Source organism: Cyclobacterium sp. SYSU L10401 (genome assembly GCF_010993705.1).
Lineage (GTDB): Bacteria > Bacteroidota > Bacteroidia > Cytophagales > Cyclobacteriaceae > Cyclobacterium.
Window position 1 is genome coordinate 681550 of the sequence record NZ_WOFO01000002.1, and the last position, 18593, is coordinate 700142.

Sequence of the window (18593 nt, forward strand, 5' to 3'; positions counted from 1 at the left end):
ATTGTACAAGGTTTAATTTAAACGACATGAATAAAATATTGATTTCAATCGCAATGAGTTTTGGCCTGGTTAACCTGATTTTTGCCCAGACCAGCTCAAGTGATAACCCATTGAAAATTAGCGGGTATTTGGAAACCTATTACGTGTACGATTTTGGCGAGCCCGTGGACCACAATCGACCCGATTTCCTTTATTCATTCAACCGGCACAACGAAGTAAGTCTAAACTTCGGGTACATTCAGGCCGCCTATGACAACGATCAGGTAAGGGGAACGTTGGCGTTGATGGCAGGTACCTATGCCAATGCCAATCTTGCGGCCGAACCCGGTGTATTGAAAAACATCTTTGAAGCCAATGCGGGAGTAAAAATATCCAAAACAAAAAATCTCTGGGTCGATGCCGGCATCTTTGGCTCTCATATTGGTTTTGAAAGCGCCATAGGGGCCAATTGCTGGAACATGACACGGGGTATTTTGGCGGAAAACTCCCCTTACTATCTCTCCGGGGCAAAAGTTTCATATACCAGTGATAATGAAGCCTGGTTTCTTAGTGGCTTACTCCTTAATGGCTGGCAGCGCATACAACGGGTGCCTGGCAACCAAACCCCTGCTTTTGGCCATCAACTTACCTGGACGCCAAATGATAAGGTAACGCTCAACAGCAGTTCCTTTATTGGCAGCGACACGCCGGACAGTACACGGCAGATGCGGTATTTTCACAATTTCTATGGTCAATTTCAAATCAGTAAAAAATTTGGTTTGATCGCTGGTTTTGATATGGGTGCACAGCAAGTGGCGAAAGGTAGCAATGATTACCATCATTGGTATTCGCCTGTGCTCATAGGGCGATTTACACCTACCGAAAAGCTGGCTGTTTCCGCCAGGGCGGAGTACTATTCAGATAAAGATGAAGTGATCATTTCAACCGGCAGTGGCTTTCAAACCTTTGGGTATTCTTTGAATTTGGATGTGCAGGTAATGGAAAATGTGCTCTGGCGGGTAGAAGGTAGGACCTTTAGTAGTAGGAGAGATGAAATTTTCCTGGACAGCCAACAGGTTCCCACTCAAAGCAATTTCTTTATTGGAACCTCTTTGAGCATCGCATTTGATTGATGAACTTTAAATCTTCTTCAGAAATGCCCTTCGGTAAACCCCCATCATTTCAAATTACTCCACTATCAATCTTAATTGCTTACCCAATCCGGCCTCAATAATTTTTGTAAAAGTTGATATTCTATGTCCTCTTTTGAAATATTCCAGTCGCTGAATATTTTTTTAAAATCCAATAACCTGCTTTTTCCATTATTAATCATACATTGGATTTAAAATTCCTCCACGTTCTCTATTTTTATAATCCTGGGCAATTAAGGTCACTGTCTCATCATCTGGGATTGATTTAATTGTTTAAAAACACTCATTAAATATTCAAAAAATCAATGGCCTGATTGTAGGCCATTTGTTTTCCTATACGCTGGATATTCTTTTCTCCGGCTAAAACAGGCGGGGGGAACCTCATAAATCCTATTTTTCATCTGAACAGGAATCTACCCCAAAATTTTCAGGTGAAATTTTGATTAAATGGGTCTTTTGCCCTATTTTTAATTTTATTTATTTCTTAACCACTAATAGATTATTTTGCAATGGGTACAAAATCAAATAGACGTTCTTTTTTGATAAACGCCACCCTTCTGGCAGGAGGAGCTTTTTCTGCACAAAGTATTTTCTACCAGGGATACGGAACATTCTTCGAGGACTTATCTGCCATATACCAAGCATTTTCACCCGGTGAACTGGCTGTTAAGGAACATTATTGGGGTACCATACAGCAGGTTTATTCTGCCAGCTCTGCCCCCGTGCTTAACCTCAACAATGGGGAAGTATCTACTTGCTTTGCGATAGGCAGTTACAAAAGTCACCTTTCGGAGTGATAGTCACTATTTCAGAAACGAGAATATAAAGAAACCCCCATGAGAACCTTATCTCCCACCCGCCTTTTCCTTTTGGTAGCATCGGTCCTGCTACTCCATGCCTGCGACGCACCGCAGGAAAAGACTGAAACAAAGCCAAACATCCTATTTATCGCTGTTGACGATATGAACGACTGGGCGGGGTTTTTAGCCGGACACTCCGGCATGAAAATCCATACGCCCAACATCGATCGGCTGGCGGCTTCTTCCATGGTTTTTACCAACGCCCACACCCCGGCACCGGCCTGTGCGCCCACCCGTGCAGCCATCCTTACCGGGGTTCACCATGCACGCTCCGGGGCAGAAAACGTGTATTGGGGCGATGGCCCGAAGTGGCGGGAATTTGAGGCACTAAGGGAAGTCGTCACCCTGGAGCAATTCTTTCAGCAAAATGGCTACAAAACACTGGGTGCGGGTAAAATTTACCACAGTCAGGCACCTCCCTGGACCCCCACCAGCCAGGTAGAACCGGCCAACTGGGATTTTTACTACCCCAGTCCCTATATTTCCCATCCTTTCCAGATTCGGGCACCAGACGAAGTCATTTATCCGGAGGATGTAGACAACGAAAACAGGCCTGGAGGCGGGGCAAACGGATGGTGGACCTGGGGTGCCATCCCTGTTCCGGATGAAAAAATGGCCGACTACCATGTCGTGGACTGGGCAAGTCACCAACTCGGGCAATCACATGACAAACCCTTTTTTCTGGCTGCAGGCATGTGGAAACCCCATGATCCCTGGGAAGTTCCCCAAAAATACTTTGACATGTATCCCCTGGAAGACATTGTCCTGCCGGAACGCCGAAAGGACGATCTGGAAGACGCCTTCGATCATGGCCGGCGTTTTATCATGGAATGGGTACTGGACAACAAGCAATGGGAAAAAATCATCCAATCTTATGCCGCCTCCATCACCTTCTCCGATGCCATGGTGGGACGATTGCTGGATGCCCTGGAACAATCAGCCTATGCGGAAAATACCATTGTAGTGTTATGGTCTGACCATGGCATGCACATGGGCGAAAAAGACAACATTGAAAAATTTACCCTCTGGGAACGGTCCACCCGGGTACCCCTACTCATTTCCGTGCCCGGTATGGCGCAGGCAGGGACCCGCTGTGACCAACCGGTGAGCCTGATGGACCTGTACCCCACCCTGGTAGATCTGACAGACTTTGAACAACCTGCCCACCTGGATGGAAAAAGCCTGGTACCCCAACTAAACGACCCAGGTACCGAGACTTCCCCGGTTGTATCCAGTTATAAATTTCCCAACCCCAAACCGAATGGGGTCACGGGACATGCCGTAAGGAGCATGAGGTACCGGTATATTTATTATCCGGAAATCAATCTGGAAGAACTTTACGATCACGAAAATGACCCCAATGAATGGGATAATGTTGCGTATAAAAAAGAAAATGCGCAAGTCATCGAAGAACATCGAAAAGTACTGCTGGACCTGTTGCCACAAATGAGCTGGAAAGAAGGGCCGCCCGATGGCTATTCCATTGACACGGAAGGACAGGTAAGAAAGGATAACTTTGAATCGTTCTAGTCAGTACCCCTTCACCTTTAGTTTACTGAACCGGGAGAAATGGAATGGACGTTTTCCATACCGGCTCCAATCTGCAGGGCTTTCTAACGACAGGTCCTGAGATGGCCATAGTTTGGGAAAGCGATTCATTTTGTCAAATAAGAAATTTGATGGTCCAACAGGTATCATCACCTGGCTACTGAGGTTTTATTCCGGCAAGCAGTACCGTGAATAGCTGAATTCAATCAGCCTGGTCCTTTCCGGTAAAAAAGAAACCTCCGGCTGGAGGTTTCTTTCATGGTTTTTATGCTATTTCGATAAAGCCGTCAGGTATTTAGTCAAATGCTGCCTTGAATGTTTCCATTTGCTGATCCACCTGGGTATCCACCATAAATGAAAGCCTTACCTTTTCCCATCCAAAGGTCACCCTGGCCACCTTATTGTCTTCTGCTGATAGGGCATAAGAAAGTCTTTCCTGATTGTCCCCCATCATTACGGGGCTTACCTGGATGGCTACTGCATCGTCCTTAGCCAGGGCGGCAGCATCTACATTTTCACCCTGCATGTACGCATAGATGGCATTTCCCTTGCCATTGAGGTGAATGGTCCAGTCACCGGATTGCTCGGGCGTGATGAAAACGGAATATTTGCCCGGGCTGAGTGCCACTCCGCCGACACTTACCGCAGTACTGAATTCGATGGTGGTGGGATCATTGGCACCGGCTCTCCAGGGCACCCCATAAGGAACCAATTCACCAAATACTGTCCTGCCCTTCACCCCCGGAGAAGAATAATCTATACTGATTTTGGTGAAACCCACATTTTGAGATACAAAAGCGGCGGGGCTGGGAGCCGGGGCCTGCAACTGGGCATGGGATTGGTAAAAAACTGAAAAAATCAGTAAAAAGGTAAACAAGCTGGTCAAATAAAGGTATTTCGAATTTTTCATAAGTTTGGAATTTTGAGCGTTTAAGCAGGAAAGATACGAAAGCCCCATGAAAATCCAGCCTTATTTGAATTTCAAAGTAAAATTACCCGGCCATACCCCATTAGCATTGGAATAAGTCACCTTTTCTCAAAAAACAAATGATTGAATTTTAAAATATTGGCGGCATTGTTTTCTCCTTCATGAAAAAATGGTTTTTTTAGCCAATAGAAAAAATAAAACATACCTAAACACCTCTTGATTACTCAAGACTTAATAGAAATCTATTGAACTGGAAAAACGCAACCCTATCTCCGATCTCGCTTTTAATCGTTTTATTTAGCTGTTCCCAACCATCAGGTAATTCTGCTGATGAAACCCAAACAGCTGCACCGGGACCAGACAACCCCCTGGTAATGGCTTATTATGTCCCGGAGAAAGATTATAAGCCGGAAGAGCTCCCGGTAGAAAAGCTTACTCATATCATTTATTCATTTACTCATGTGATTGACGGGGAGATGAAATTCAGGAACCCTGATGTGGCAGGGCCAAAACTGGAAGCCCTCGTGCGTCAAAAGCAACGCAATCCCGACCTCAAAGTAATGATCGCCTGTGGTGGCTGGGGTGCCGATGGATTTTCAGACATGGCACTGACGGAAGAGAGCCGTTCAAAATTTATCAGAAGCGCAGCGGAATTCATTAATAAATATGCGCTTGATGGTATGGACATGGACTGGGAATATCCTGGAATTTCAGGTGCCGGTACCAAAGCCCGCGAGGAAGATACCCGAAATTTCACTGCTTTGATGAAAGGCCTGCGGGAGATGCTGGACAGTTTCAATGCACCCAAGCTACTGACCTTCGCCTCTGCCGGCTGGAAAAGATACTATAACCATATAGAGGTAAATGAAGTGATGAAATATGCCGATTACACCAATGTCATGACCTATGACCAGGTATCCGGTGTGTCGGAATATACAGGTCATCATACCCCACTGGGAAAGGTACACAGTGAAGACATTCAGGGTACGCCCTTTCATGATTACCTGGATAGCTTGTACAAGGTCGGTGCGAATAGGGACCCGCATCCGCGTTCAGCACAGAAAATTGTAGATTTTCTGATAGAGGAAGGGGTAGCCCCCGAGCAAATAGTAATTGGAAGTGCTTTTTACGGGCGTGTCTGGAAAGGCGTCCCTCCTGAGAACAATGGCCTGTATCAGCGTAGTGGTGGGATTCACATTGGCTGGTTGGCCTATCATCAAATCCGGGAGCGGTATGAACCGGACAATAATTTTCGTCGCTACTGGGATGCCACTGCGGAAGCACCTTATATGTATCATGCCGCAGACAGCCTCATGGTATCCTATGACGATACAGTTTCCGTCAGGCTTAAAACAAAATATGCCATGTCCAAAGGATTGGGGGGCCTGATGTTTTGGGAACTAGGCAATGATACCAAAGAAGCCGGCAGCCTCCTTGACGCCATTTACAAGGCCGCACAAGAGTGAAGCAGTTTCGATCCCTATTTTTTAGGCGGTGTCATGAAGCACCCATGTCCCCGCAGTGGTGCCTGGGATTGTTCATGCCCTTTCTGAATCTGGAGAAAACTACTGATAATAAGGTCCTGGAAGGAAGGTGTTTTGAACCGTAAATCGCCTGGCATAAAGGAAGGCACATTGAACTGTCAGGAACAGCCCCAAATACCGGGATGGTAAAAAACCAGTAATATCCAACGATTTCCTGCTACCTGTCGTTATATCCAAAGGTAGGATGGGTTCATTTCATTCCTATCGGAATGACCTTCCATTTCAAAGGAGCATTAGCCGAAAAGCTTGGAGAGTAGGTAGAAATGTGAATAAATCTGAAAATGAAATTCAACATCACGATCAAAAACCTTACAACTGTCGAAGAAATACCCCACTATTGGCAGCAACAGGATTTCATCACCTTATTGGAACAATTCAATTTTCCGGATGCCAATACTGTCAAACCGGAAAATTTACGGGAAATGCTCCACATGGCGATTACAGACTTTGAACCCAATGAGGCTGCAGAAATAGTCCTGACCTATAAACTTGCAGAAAGATTGAATGAAGGGCAAATCGCCCAAATTTCTAACGACATGTTACAAGACAAGGTAAGTGAAGAATACCCGGAGATCGACCTACACTATGACCTGTTCAATATCAATCAGTTGCTCTATAAGGCGTTTAACGGAAAATTTCCCAATACCAAAGCAACCGTTGTCGATTTTTCAATGGTTCCTGCGGCGGATTTCGACCAGGAAATAACCAAAGAGATAGTTTTAAAATCCCTCTATAAGGGGATTTCAGACAGAAATCTTATTAAAAGGCTGTTTCCCGAAAAAATGAGCACAGAAAAAGAATTTGTGGAAGCTGACGCCATTATATGGGAATTAAATAAAAAGGACTCAACCGATTATACCCTGATCACTTCAGAATACTGGTTAAATAAAGAAGATTTCGTCGCAGCAGAGTTTGAAGGCGAATGTTTGTTGCCTGAGGAAAATGATGAAGACGATTCCTAAATCTCTTTTTAAACTTCTGAGGCTTAACCTCACCATTGGTCAAAAAGAATTATGGGAAAAATGGGTACCTTGAAAGGTAATAACCCCTGACCCATGAAAGCAAGTCCAATCCTGTCTTCCGGGAAAAAATTCCTATGCAAAGCCCTTTCCTTTTTAGGGATTGGGCTCCTGCTTTCCGCCTGCCAACTCCCAAAGGACACCATTGATGCCGAAGTTTGCATCTATGGCAACTCCAGTGCCTCCCTGCTTGCAGCCATTCAACTGAAAAAGAGCGGCAGGGAAGTGGTGATCGTAAGTCCCGATAAGTATATGGGAGGCATGACCATAGAAGGGCTCGGCGGCTCGGATATCAACAACCATGCAGGTTTCAAAAACGATCATGTGATCGGAGGAATGACCCTGGAATTTTATAAGGAAGTAGCCCGGCATTATGGTATCGCCAATTTTGATTCAGCAAGAACCGATGCCAAAACCTGGCGCTTTGAACCCCATGTGGCCAAAAGGATTTTTGACCAATGGCTGGAGGACTATGATATTCGGGTTTACAGGGAATCCCGGCTTCGACTTGCTTTTGATGCTGTCAAAAAAGAGAACCAACAGCTCCGCTCTTTTGAAACCGAAAATGGGAAAATCTTTCGCGCCGATCTATTTATTGATGCATCCTACGAAGGAGACCTATTGCACTATGCCGGCGTATCCACCATTGTAGGTCGGGAGCCCAACAGCCTTTACCAGGAAACAAGAAATGGCATCCGGCACAGCAACACCTACCGGAATTTTGAAGTTGCGGTTGACCCTTATGTAGTGCCCGGAAACCCTGAAAGTGGGTTGATTCATACCATTCAGGATGAAGCGCTGGGAGCAGCAGGTGCCGGGGACCAGCGCATACAGGCCTATTGCTTTCGGGCCTGCCTGACAAAGGATACTGCCAACAGGGTTCCCTTTATCAAACCGGAAAATTACAAACGGGAATGGTACGAAATTTACCTGCGTTACCTGGATGCAGGAGGTACGCTTTACAAACCTTCCTATTCCATTCCCAACAACAAAACCGATTTAGGTGCCTGGCACGACCTGTCACACAACCTTTACGGCATGAATCACGAGTATCCGGAAGGGGATTACCAGAAACGACAGGAGATCTACCAATACCACCTCGATTTTACCCGGGGACTGTTTTGGTTTTTGGCCAATGATCCGGAAGTGCCGGTAGGTGTCAGGCGGGAATGGAGCCAGTGGGGTACAACGAAAGATGAATTTACCGATAATGAAGGGTGGCCCAGAATGCTGTACATACGGGACGGCAGAAGAATACAGTCAGATTATGTGATTACCGAACACCATACCCGAAAAGACAGCTCCATTTTCATTGAAGACCCGGTAGCCATCGCCTTCTGGCCGCCGGATGTACACCATGTACGGCGCATCGTAAAAGAGGGGCTCGCCTATAATGAAGGATTCGTCTTTGGTGGAGAAAACTGGAAACCTTTTCAGATTCCTTACAGGAGCCTCGTTCCCCGGAAGTCCGAAACCACCAATTTGCTGACCCCAACCTGTCTTTCCTCCAGCCATATCGCCTATGGGGCCATCCGGCTGGAATGGACTTTTATGCTGTTGGGAGAAGCTGTTGGCATTGCGGCGGACCTTTGCCTGGAAAACAAGGTAGCCGTTCAGAACCTGCCCTATGCCGCATTAAAAGCTGGGCTGGAGGAAAATGGGCAAATCATTGGGATGCGTTAAGCAAAAATAGGGCGATCCGTATAAGAACCAAGTTTACCCTAATTCTTGCAAAAAGCGATTTTCTTTTAAAGGACCTACCAAGTACTCCCTTATTTACTCGTCCGTCTGACAAAAAAAAAATTGAGAAATGGTTTGGAACATTGCCGAATAAAAAATAATTAAGTGTGAGAGCTTAGTCAATGATCTAGCTTCTAGCCATTTTTTTATTCTCCTAAAAAGCGGTCCCAATCCCAACCTTATGGTAACGGTGACCTGCCAGGAAACAGCTTTTCACTTTGGCCGTTGCAATTATTTTCCATTTAACCGATATTTACTTTATTGTTGCCGGGCGGAAAGCAATGGCCTGCTTTTTTTATACCCAGCTTTCAATAACCTTGTCAAACCTAAATGTCATCCAAATGAAAACCATCTACCTGCTTATGCCCCTGCTATTCCTGTCCCTTTTCGCCAGCGGGCAGCAACTCCCTTTCCTGAAAATCTCCGAAAACCAACGATACCTTGTCACGGAAGACGAGCAGGCCTTTTTTTGGTTGGGAGACACGGCCTGGGAATTGATCCACCGCTTAAACAAGGAGGAAATTGATCAGTACCTGGAAGACAGGGCCAACAAAGGATTTAATCTTATCCAAACAGTAGTACTTGCTGAACTGGATGGACTGAATACCCCCAATGCCTATGGGGAGACCCCTTTGATTGATCATAATCCTGAGAAGCTGAATGAAAAATATTTTGAACTGGTAGATTACCTGGTAGAAAAAGCAGGCCAAATGGGCATGTATGTGGGCCTTCTACCTACCTGGGGCGATAAATTCAACAAAAAATGGGGTACCGGTCCTGAAATTTTTACTGCGGAAAATGCGGAGAAATACGGGGAGTTACTGGCCAAGAGGTACCGGGATCATTCCAACCTGGTTTGGATCCTTGGGGGTGACCGGGCCATGGAAAATGAAACCCATTACCAAATTATCCGCTCCATGGCAAAAGGCATACGCTCCTTTGATGAGGATCATTTGATTACTTTTCACCCTGTAGGTGCAAAAAAAGCAACAGACTTTTTTAGTGAGGATTCCTGGCTGGATATGGACATGTTTCAGAGTGGTCATAGCCGGTTGGCAAAGGACTATCAATACGTGATGGATGCCAGAAATTCAGACCGGATAAAGCCTGTAATCAACGGAGAGGCACGCTATGAGAATATTCCGGACCGGTTTTGGGAAGACAAGCACCATGGATGGCTGGATGATGCTGATGTTAGGGTTGCTGGTTATTGGAGCATGTTGTCAGGGGCTGCAGGTTACACCTATGGCTGCAATGATGTCTGGCAGATGTATGCCAACAACCGTGCACCCATTATCAATGCCCGCACGGGTTGGCAAGCTGCCCTCGATCTTCCAGGAGCTTCCCATATGGGATACATGAAAAGGTTATTTGAAGCTTTGCCCTGGCAGCAACTGCAATTGGATCAAAGTCTGATCCTGGGAGAAAACCCGGAAAACGAATCCTACATGCTTGCATCAAAGACAGAAAAAGCTGACCTGATCCTTGCCTACACACCAACAGGTGCTCCATTAACCATCGATCTGACCCAAATGAGTTCAGCAAACATTTCCGCCTGGTGGTTTAATCCCCGAAATGGTAAAATGGTAGAAATTGGGGAATTTGAGACGAGCAATTCTCATAAATTTACGCCCTGGGCTGCAGGTTGGGGAAGTGATTTTCTCTTGCTACTGCTGGACAAGGATGCGGCATTTGATTTCTCAGGTTTCAAAGAGTAAAACTATTATAATCAAGGGGCTGAGCGGATTTCCTCACTATGGCTAAAACAAATCCCAAAAAAGCCTTTCTTTCGAAAGCTGGCTTTCCTATCACGTGGCAGAAAATTTAAAGAAACACCAATGAAAGTGTCATCTACCTCTGAAAAAACCTATAAAATCCCGGCAGGCACGGGCATCGGACATGTACACCTGAAAGTAGCCGACATTCAACGCTCATTAGACTTTTATTGTGGACTATTGGGATTTGAAATTACCAGCAGGTATGGAGAAGATGCCGTCTTTATTTCGGCTGGTGGGTACCACCACCATATCGGATTGAATACCTGGTTTAGTAAAAATGCAGGACCTGCTCCCAAAAATACTGCGGGACTTTTCCATACAGCCATTCTCTATCCCACCAGAAAAGACCTTGCCACCATTTTTCGCCGGTTGGGGAAAGCGGATTACCCTTTAACCGGGGCAGCAGATCATGGGGTATCCGAAGCCCTGTACCTGGATGATCCTGACAGCAATGGGGTAGAATTGTACTGGGACCGGCCCAAAGAACAGTGGCCGGTAAAGGAGGACGGCTCTCTGGAAATGTATACCAGACGGTTGGATTTGGAGGGCTTACTCAAGGAGCTTGGCTAAGCAATCCAGATGCACCTGTATTCAGAAGGCTACGGTACTGTTGATCATTTGCCGGGACAGTTCTCCATCCGCTGCTTATAGTATGATGCCAGACCTTGAGCGTTTAAACTCTTCAGGAGATCAAATTTTAGGTCGGCACCGATTATGGATGTAAAGCAATACATCAAAAAACCGCAAACCTTTCAGGTCTTGGTTGATAGTCAACCAAAACCAAACTTTGAATAGCTGAACCCTGACAGCTTTTACCCTTTAAAATCGGTTGAATATAGAATGGTATTGCGGATTTACTACAATATTGAAATAGACCGCTTATATTCCCGGGTTTGGCCTGCTATTTGTTTAAATGAACCCATGATACGTATTCCAAATCCACTAAAACCCGGTCTTCTGGGGATCATTTTATCTTTGATTTTAGCCTTTCCTGCAACCGCACAGATGCAACCTGACATTCCCCAACCCAGGGGCCCGGTAGACCTTAGCGACACCAGTAACCTGGTCATATTTGTGATCCTTCCTGCCCTGGTGATTGTAATGTTTTTCTTTTGGAGAAAGGCCATGAAAAAAAGGAAAGCGGAAGAGGAGGCCAGAGAAAAGGAACAACAACAATAGCCTATTCTCAATGCGACCTCAACTTATCAATCAATTCCTGTTTGCGTAGTTTACTGATTCCCGAAAGACCTATATCTTTTGCTTTCTGGTACAACTCATCCTTGGTCCAATCCTCATAGGGAGGAGCCTTTCCTCCTTTTTTCCCGGCCAGACCATCAGGTGTGTTGGCAATACGGGCAGACTTTTCCTTGCTGTAACCCTGGTCCCTCAGGGCTTCATACTGCTCTTCATTTTTAATTTGGGGCCGTTTATTTTTGCTCATAACCTTTTAGATTCAGGCGTTATCCCTTCTGAATTGATCACTTTCACTGCTCCACTCCTTATCCGCTTCCCTGGCTCTCATCAAATCATCTTTGGATTTTTTATCTGCTTCCTTTTTGGATGGTTTATTTTTGGACTTTGGTCCCTGGCCATCCTGAGCTTCTTCCTGTGCACGGTCAAAACTGTTGTCTTCAAAATCTTCCGTTGTCTTGTTTTTTTGTTTTGGGTTCTTCATGACATTAATTTTAGATAAAAACTACAAAAAGTAGTACCAAAACCATTCCAATTTACATTTCATGAATTTATTTACAGCAATATATTACCCTATGTCCCATTTTATTTGTTAATCCTTTTTCAAGGAAATATATTCACGGGTTGATATAAAAAAATTTTAAATAAATATGGATCGTAATTCAAAAAATTCCAGAAGGACTTTTCTCAAAGGAAGTCTTTTGGCTTTGGGGGGCATCAGCATCGTGCCAAGGCACGTGTTGGGAAAAGGTCACCTGGCTCCCAGCGACCAACTCACCAAAGGCATTATTGGTGTAGGGGGTATGGGGAGAGGCCACTTCAATTATGCAGGCACCAAAACTGTAGCCATTTGTGATGTAGATACCAGACATATCGGGATCGCTCAGGAAACATTGGGAAAAGGAGTCAAGACTTTTTCAGATTACCGGGAGTTGATCCAATTACCGGAAGTGGATATTGTTCATATCGCCACCCCGCCTCATTGGCATGGGATCATGGCAGTAGATGCCGCCAGAGAAGGGAAAGACATCTGGTGTGAAAAACCCATGACCAGAACCATTGGAGAGGGCAAAAAAGTAGTGGAAGCGGTCAAACAACATGGGAATATTTTTCGCTTGAACACCTGGTTTCGTTTCGATGCCAATTTTTATGGCATGAATACGGAAGTGAAAAACATCAAGAAGCTGGTTGATTCCGGCATGCTGGGCTGGCCGCTGAAAGTTACCGTAGGGAAGCTGACCGGTTTTGACTGGAAATTTTACTGGGTAGGAAAGACCGGCCTGGGAAGTATGCCGGTACCCAAAGAGCTGGACTACGAGCGCTGGCTTGGTCCTGCGCCTTTCAAACCCTATCATGAACACCGAACCCACGGAACCTTCAGGGGCTATTGGGATTATGACGGTGGTGGATTAGGCGATATGGGCCAGCACTATATGGATCCCATTCAATATTTCCTGGGCAAGGATCAAACCAATCCGGTAAAAGTTGAAATCGATGCTCCTCAACAACATCCGGATGCGGTAGGTACCTGGAGAAAAATCACCTACACCTACGCTGATGGCTGCCAGATCATACTTGATGGCGAAGGTACCACCGAAGCACCTTACATAGAAGGTCCCAATGGAAAGCTTTACAGGGGTTTTAAATCTGATATCCCCAACATGGAAAGAAAGCTGGCTCAGTTTCCAGACCCCGATCCCCAGGTGACAGACTTTGTGGATGCCGTCAAAAACCGGAAAAAGTTTGCTTTGAACGAGCAAAACGGACACCGCTCCTGCACCCTGGTCAATATGGGCCTGGTGGCTTTAAGACTGGGAAGAAACCTGGAATTTGACCCTGATAAGCAGCAATTTCTCAATGATGAAGGAGCGAACAGGCTCATTGATCAACCCATGAGGGCACCTTACACCATATGATCCAATTAATAAATAAAAGGAATCCAAGCAGTACCATGCAAAAACAATCTATTTATAAAACCACCCTGATACTTGCCTTATTGTTTGGGCAGGTATTTGTCGGACTGGCGCAAAATCAATTGGACGATGGCCGGACCATTGCTACCAAAATAGCAGATTTGCTCAACCGTTTTCCCGCCACTAATGCCCAAAACCTGGAAACAGCCATGCAACAAATGGAAGATTTGGGAGAGGAAGGTATCAGCCAGATGGCGGCCATGCTGAAGCCCGGAGCAAATAACGAAAAACTGGAATATGCATTGGCAGGATTTGCCTTTTATGCCAGTAACCCTGAGCAGGCAGACCTGGCACGAATGGCCGTTCAGGCTTACGGAAAGGCCCTGGACGAAGTGCAAGATCCTGAATCCAAACACTTCTTACTGACCCAATTCAAGTGGATAGCCAAAGAGGATGCAGTGCCTTATGTAGAACCCTACCTCCAGGACGAGCGCCTGTCAGGTATTGCCGCCCGGATCATGGCCAACATCGGCTCAAGTTCTGCGGAAAGAGCGCTTATTCTGGCCTTGGGATCTGCAGAAAATGAAGCATTACAGATGAATTTTATCGAAGCCCTGGGGGACTTTGGCAGTCAGGAAGCTTTGGAGGAGATTACTGGCTTTGTGGACGCTCCAGACCCATCAGTAAAGAAAGTCAGTCTTTATGCATTGGCCAATATTGCCGATCCGGGCAGTGCCAAAACCCTTTATGCCGCTGCAGAAAGTGCCGGCTTTACCTATGACCCAAGTAATGCAGCTGCCCTTTACCTGAGGTATATCGATAATCTGGGAGAAAAAGGCCATACCAAAACTGCCTTTAAGCTGGCTAATAGACTGCACAAGAAGACCAATACCGAAGCACATTTTCATACCAAAGCCGGTGCCTTGGGTTTGATGGTGAAATTTAATCCAGATAAAGCATCCAAATGGCTTACCAGAGCTGCCCTGGAGGAGCAATTTCGATACAGGGGAACTGCCCTGAAACTCCTTTCTGATAAAAGTTTGCTTGCTGAACTGGACCTTTGGAAAAAAACCTTGGAAAAAGGATCAACAGAAGCTAAGGCTGCTATTATACAGAGGATGGGTAATGTAAAGAATGAGGACGTAGCCCTCGCCATTTCTCCCTACCTGGATAGTGAGGCAGAAATCGTCCGGATGGCAGCGATTGCTGCTGTGGTATCCTCCGGTGAAAACCTGACTCTTGAAACCTTGCTTGACAAGTTGGGAACAGCAGGAGAAGCAGAAACAGAAGCATTGCTTACCGCTTTAAAAAGCATGGATGGAGACAATGTGACGGCAGCATTTGCTTCCAGAATCCCTGAGGCCAGTTCGGAAAATAAAATATTGCTGTTGGAATTGCTGGCCTCAAGAGCTGCAGAAGACCAAATAGAAGTGGTATTGAATGCTGCCAAAAGCAGTGAATCTACTGTAAAAGAAGCTGCCTTGACCGCCTTATCCGCCATGGCTAGCCCTGAAGACCTGGATCAGCTAGTGGGTTTATTAAGGAATGAATCTTCTCCGGCAAACCTGGAAAAAATTCAGGAAGCCATCATTGTTGCCAATGCTCAAAAAGGAGATGCAGTTTCAGAAACCAGTTGGGCAATGGATTTGCTTCCGGATCTTGACCTGGATAAGCAAATGTACCTGTACAAAGTCCTGGCCAAAACCGGAGGAGAAATGGCCCTGGATAAATTGCAGGACATCTATGAAAACGGGAATGATCGGCAAAAACAAGCCGTGGTTGCTGCTTTGAATGAGGCAGCTGATGCCAGGGCCACAGCACCCCTGCTCCACATTGCCAGAAATTCTGAAAAAAGTACTCAAAGAGAAGATGCCCTGATGGGTTATATTCGTCTCGTACCATCTGTGGAAAGTCCTGATGCACAAAAAATACTGATGCTGAGGAATGCCCTTGAACTGGCAGAAAAAAATGAAACCATCCTGGCTGCACTCGATCAAATAGGTAATTACCCCACCTTCCAGGCTTTGCTTGTAGCGGCAGACTACCAGGAGGAAGCATCCTTCCAGCAAAGTGCCGCCCGGGCGATCATGAATATCGTCCTGAATAACGAAACCATTTATGGAGATAAGGTCAGGGAAATTGTTGAAAAAACAATCGAGGTAATCAGCGGACAGGACAGTCAGTATTACAAAACCTCGCTTCAGAAATACCTGGATGAAATGCCTGAAGGCAAAGGGTATTATTCAATGTTCAATGGTGAAAACCTGGAAGGCTGGAAAGGGGTATTCAGCAATCCCATCCAACGAGCAGCCATGAGCGAAAGCGCATTCAACAGGGAACAGGCCAAGGCCAACGAAATGATGGAGAAGGGCTGGAAAGCAGAAGATGGACTCCTGGTATTCCTTGGAGAAGGGCAGAATATTGCCGCTACCAAAGATTATGGGGATTTTGAAATGTTTGTAGACTGGAAAATCACTGAAGAAGGCGATGCAGGCATTTACCTCAGGGGCACACCTCAGGTCCAAATATGGGACCCCGCCAGGACGGATGTAGGTGCCGAAGTAGGTTCAGGAGGACTGTACAACAACCAAAAATATCCCAGCAAACCCCTGAAAGTAGCAGATAACCCCGTTGGCGAATGGAACACCTTTCACATTAAAATGCAGGGAGAAAAGGTAACCGTCTATTTGAACGGAGAACTGGTAGTGGATGAAGTTCCCCTGGAAAACTACTGGGACCGGGAGCAAGCCCTATTTCCCGAGGGCCAGATTGAACTCCAGGCACACGGGACCTATGTGGCCTACCGGGATATTTATATCCGGGAATTAATTGGTGCTCCAAAGTTTGAATTGAGCGAAGAAGAAAAAAATGAAGGATTTGAAGTGTTGTTTGATGGGACCAACCTGGACAAATGGACCGGTAACAAAACCGATTATGTGGCAGAAAATGGCGTATTGGCCATCTATCCGGGTAGAGGCGGACAGGGAAATCTCCTGACTGAAAAGGAATACGCAGATTTTGAATTCCGCTTTGCGTTTAAGCTTACTCCGGGAGCTAATAACGGATTGGGTATCAGAGCGCCGTTGGAAGGGGATGCAGCCTATGCAGGAATGGAGCTTCAGATTTTGGATGACACGGCTGAAATTTACAGCGAGCTGAAACCCTATCAATACCACGGTTCTCTTTATGGCGTGGCTGCTGCTGAAAAAGGGCACCTAAACCCCGTAGGCGAATGGAACCAGCAAAGAGTGATCGTCAAAGGGGATCAGATTCAGGTTATCCTAAACGATAACAAAATTCTGGATGTCAATATCGCAGATGCCAAAGAAAACGGCACCCTGGATGGCAGGGAACATCCCGGCCTGTTCCGCGAAAAAGGTCATATTGGATTTTTAGGCCATGGAGATATTGTTTATTTTAAAGATATCCGGGTGAAAGAATTGTAACAGCCTGTTAAATTACATGCACAAAAAGTTGCCTCACAATCTGGGGCAACTTTTTTTTTACATATTTTACTTTTTTAATGTTTTGATTACCAGAATTCTCAGCCCTTAGACCGACCTTTTCCAGGCATTCAATTTACATAAACCATCCTCTCTGAGCTAACAAAAGCGCATCCTACTGGTTTTATTGTTTTATAGCGCATGTTCAGGGCGTTTTTGGTAAGGACCAACGGAAGATCTGAATTTAAAAAGGGATCAATTTTTGTGTATGTTTACTTTTGTTAGTGAATTGCATCCATGCAGGTACCGACTCCTGATTTAATCAACTAATATTTATTCTAATGAAAAAAATTTTATTCTTTCTTTCATTGCTTTCTTTGCCTGCCATGGCACAAGATCAATCCATTAGTTTTTCTCCCGAAAGTAACCAAATCAACGGTGGTCGCCCCCTGCCTTCTGAAGCGCCTTTTTACATACAAGGTAACCTTCCTGATGGGATCAAACGTGTGGAACTTAAAATTTTTAAAAGCAAAAAAAATGAAAATCTGGCGGATTCCTATTCCTGGAAGGCTGCCTACGGGAGCGACCCTCAAAATTATGAAGTATTTGTCGCCTACCCTCTTCGAAGCAGCGAGAATTACACCTTAAGATTTTACTATTATAGCCAGGCTGATACTAATGAAATGGCTGCCTTGCAAGATGCCCTACATACCAATCTTGAAAGCTATGTCAATGCCAATTTTATCGCCAATAAACGGGGCATCAGTGCCCTCACCAACCCCAAGGCCATGTTGACCCACCTGGACCAAGTGGTCCTCCAGGGCATGCAAAACTATACCCACCCGCTGGAACAGGAATTTCAGGGCTTCAGCGATATGGTCAAAATCAAAATTGAACAGTTTCAGGGAGTAAAATTGAAAGGGGCAAGGTTTAATCTCTTGTCTAAAAATCCGGACCCGGACAATGAAGGGCAGGCCCAATACACCGCCCAATTGAAAAAGGAGCTGATAGACCTGCTTCATGCAGAGGTGGACCAATATCTCCGGGCAAATCTCCTGATGCTGGTGGATATCAGGGAACTGGAAAATTATCCAACGGAGAAAAAGCCATTTTACCTCCCCCTTAATCTGGGGTATGCCGGAACCTACTTTAATGGGGGTTTTAATAACCTGGATTATGGTACTTCTGCCTTTGCCGGTATTTCTGTGCCACTTGGAAACAGGAGTTTTACGCGATTTCTAGGAAATGCTTCCGTATCTACCGGCGTGTTTTTCTCCAATATGCAGGATAGCAACCAAACCGAAATCAGCGGGCCGCTTGTCGGCCGGCCTGTTTATGTGGGTTTAGGTTACCGTATATTCAGGATCCTGAGATTCAATGCAGGTACTGTACTGACCTCCTCTGATGTAAACACCAATATAGAAAACATTACCCTTTACCCATTTATAGGTTTCAGTGTAGAGTTTAATCTTTGGTTGGGACTGAACAAATAGACCTCC

At 45.5% G+C, this 18593-nt stretch carries 15 protein-coding genes; 12 read left to right on the plus strand and 3 right to left on the minus strand.

Annotation, left to right across the window (positions count from 1 at the left end; translation table 11 throughout):
- Window positions 1-26: 26 nt before the first annotated feature.
- The 3 genes from GL182_RS07705 to GL182_RS07715 all read left to right on the plus strand — a co-directional run bounded on the left by GL182_RS07705 (window position 27) and on the right by GL182_RS07715 (window position 3520).
- Window positions 27-1112, plus strand: coding sequence for a porin (locus GL182_RS07705; RefSeq protein WP_163379054.1), 1086 nt, complete (start codon window positions 27-29; stop codon window positions 1110-1112).
- Between the two features lie 557 nt (window positions 1113-1669).
- Complete coding sequence (locus GL182_RS07710) at window positions 1670-1927, plus strand: hypothetical protein (RefSeq protein ID WP_163379055.1); 258 nt, start codon at window positions 1670-1672, stop codon at window positions 1925-1927.
- A 39-nt stretch (window positions 1928-1966) separates the two neighbouring features.
- The gene (locus GL182_RS07715) at window positions 1967-3520 is read left to right on the plus strand and encodes a sulfatase (RefSeq protein WP_163379056.1); all 1554 of its coding nucleotides are present in this window, start codon (window positions 1967-1969) and stop codon (window positions 3518-3520) included.
- A gap of 313 nt (window positions 3521-3833) precedes the next feature.
- On the opposite strand, the gene GL182_RS07720 is transcribed toward GL182_RS07715, so the two are convergent.
- Window positions 3834-4448, minus strand: coding sequence for a DUF2911 domain-containing protein (locus tag GL182_RS07720; RefSeq protein ID WP_163379057.1), 615 nt, complete (start codon window positions 4446-4448; stop codon window positions 3834-3836).
- Between the two features lie 263 nt (window positions 4449-4711).
- On the opposite strand from GL182_RS07720, the gene GL182_RS07725 reads away from it, so the two are divergent.
- The 6 genes from GL182_RS07725 (at window position 4712) to GL182_RS07750 (ending at window position 11726) form a co-directional block, all read left to right on the plus strand.
- Entirely contained in the window at window positions 4712-5932 is a 1221-nt protein-coding gene (locus GL182_RS07725; protein ID WP_240469730.1) for a glycoside hydrolase family 18 protein, read from the plus strand.
- A 359-nt stretch (window positions 5933-6291) separates the two neighbouring features.
- Window positions 6292-6972 (plus strand): hypothetical protein, encoded by a 681-nt coding sequence (locus GL182_RS07730; RefSeq protein WP_163379058.1) that lies wholly within the window; start codon window positions 6292-6294, stop codon window positions 6970-6972.
- Between the two features lie 93 nt (window positions 6973-7065).
- A complete protein-coding gene (locus GL182_RS07735; RefSeq protein WP_163379059.1) occupies window positions 7066-8712 on the plus strand; it encodes an FAD-dependent oxidoreductase in 1647 nt (548 codons plus the stop codon).
- A gap of 398 nt (window positions 8713-9110) precedes the next feature.
- Window positions 9111-10487, plus strand: coding sequence for a glycoside hydrolase family 140 protein (locus tag GL182_RS07740; RefSeq protein WP_163379060.1), 1377 nt, complete (start codon window positions 9111-9113; stop codon window positions 10485-10487).
- Between the two features lie 120 nt (window positions 10488-10607).
- Entirely contained in the window at window positions 10608-11117 is a 510-nt protein-coding gene (locus GL182_RS07745) for a VOC family protein (RefSeq protein ID WP_163379061.1), read from the plus strand.
- Between the two features lie 351 nt (window positions 11118-11468).
- The gene (locus tag GL182_RS07750; protein ID WP_163379062.1) at window positions 11469-11726 is read left to right on the plus strand and encodes a hypothetical protein; all 258 of its coding nucleotides are present in this window, start codon (window positions 11469-11471) and stop codon (window positions 11724-11726) included.
- Between the two features lie 7 nt (window positions 11727-11733).
- Here GL182_RS07750 and GL182_RS07755 read toward each other — a convergent pair whose 3' ends face one another.
- Window positions 11734-11988, minus strand: coding sequence for a Rho termination factor N-terminal domain-containing protein (locus GL182_RS07755; protein ID WP_163379063.1), 255 nt, complete (start codon window positions 11986-11988; stop codon window positions 11734-11736).
- Between the two features lie 12 nt (window positions 11989-12000).
- Complete coding sequence (locus tag GL182_RS07760; RefSeq protein WP_163379064.1) at window positions 12001-12222, minus strand: hypothetical protein; 222 nt, start codon at window positions 12220-12222, stop codon at window positions 12001-12003.
- A 166-nt stretch (window positions 12223-12388) separates the two neighbouring features.
- On the opposite strand from GL182_RS07760, the gene GL182_RS07765 reads away from it, so the two are divergent.
- The 3 genes from GL182_RS07765 (at window position 12389) to GL182_RS07775 (ending at window position 18587) form a co-directional block, all read left to right on the plus strand.
- Window positions 12389-13654 (plus strand): Gfo/Idh/MocA family oxidoreductase, encoded by a 1266-nt coding sequence (locus tag GL182_RS07765; RefSeq protein ID WP_163379065.1) that lies wholly within the window; start codon window positions 12389-12391, stop codon window positions 13652-13654.
- A 35-nt stretch (window positions 13655-13689) separates the two neighbouring features.
- Window positions 13690-17097 (plus strand): DUF1080 domain-containing protein, encoded by a 3408-nt coding sequence (locus GL182_RS07770; protein WP_163379066.1) that lies wholly within the window; start codon window positions 13690-13692, stop codon window positions 17095-17097.
- A 338-nt stretch (window positions 17098-17435) separates the two neighbouring features.
- On the plus strand, window positions 17436-18587 hold the full coding sequence (locus GL182_RS07775) for a hypothetical protein (protein WP_163379067.1): 1152 nt from the start codon (window positions 17436-17438) through the stop codon (window positions 18585-18587).
- Window positions 18588-18593 lie beyond the last annotated feature (6 nt).